This window comes from Dietzia sp. UBA5065 (genome assembly GCA_002415925.1).
In the GTDB taxonomy this organism is placed as follows: domain Bacteria; phylum Actinomycetota; class Actinomycetes; order Mycobacteriales; family Mycobacteriaceae; genus Dietzia.
Genome location: DIAZ01000186.1, coordinates 46238 through 47252, shown reverse-complemented (window position 1 = coordinate 47252; position 1015 = coordinate 46238). Strand labels below are relative to the sequence as shown.

Below are 1015 nucleotides of genomic sequence, written 5' to 3'. Positions count from 1 at the left end.
CGAACACACAGGTCCGCCGACCGGCCGGGCCGTCCTTCGCACACGAGGACCGAATGGACCGCAAGAGCAACACCGTTTTCCGCAACGTGGCGATCGCGGGTGTCATCATCCTGGCGATCGTCGGGTTCTCGTTCTTCGCGAACGACCAGCGGGGCTTCGCCGAGGTCGACACCTCGGTGGCGCTCGCCCAGGTCGACGCCAAGAACGTCAAGGAGGCGACCATCGAGGACCGCGAGCAGCAGCTCCGGCTCACCCTCAAGTCGCCCATCGCCCCGGAGGAGGGGGCCGAGGAGACGGACAAGCTCATCGCCAAGTACCCCGAGCGGGCGGCGGACCAGATCTTCGACCGGGTCGCCGCCGCGGAGCCGGAGAAGTACGACACCACCGTCACGCAGCAGGGCTTCCTCATGCAGATGGCGTCGTTCCTGCTGCCCATGCTCATCCTCTTCGGGCTCCTGTTCTTCTTCATGTCCCGCATGCAGGGTGGCAAGGGCGGCCTGTTCGGCGTCGGCAAGTCGCGGGCGGTCGAGTTCACCAAGGACATGCCGCAGACCACGTTCGCGGACGTGGCGGGCGAGGACGAGGCGGTGGAGGAGCTCAACGAGATCAAGGACTTCCTCCAGAATCCGGCGCGCTACGAGCGGCTGGGCGCCAAGATCCCCCGCGGCGTCCTGCTCTACGGACCGCCCGGAACGGGCAAGACGCTGCTGGCGCGCGCCGTGGCAGGGGAGGCCGGGGTGCCGTTCTACTCGATCTCCGGCTCCGACTTCGTGGAGATGTTCGTGGGCGTGGGCGCCTCGCGCGTGCGCGACCTCTTCGAGAAGGCCAAGCAGAACGCGCCGTGCATCGTGTTCGTCGACGAGATCGACGCCGTCGGTCGGCATCGCGGGTCCGGCACGGGCGGCGGCCACGACGAGCGGGAGCAGACGCTCAACCAGCTGCTCGTGGAGATGGACGGGTTCGACGACCGCTCGACCGTCATCCTCATCGCGGCCACCAACCGTCCCGACGTGCT

Annotated in this window: 1 protein-coding gene; it reads left to right on the top strand. The window is 68.0% G+C overall.

Annotated features, from left to right (window positions below):
- Positions 1-53 precede the first annotated feature (53 nt).
- On the top strand, positions 54-1015 hold a 962-nt coding region (locus B4M60_RS15530; RefSeq protein ID WP_291086116.1), incomplete at its 3' end, for an AAA family ATPase.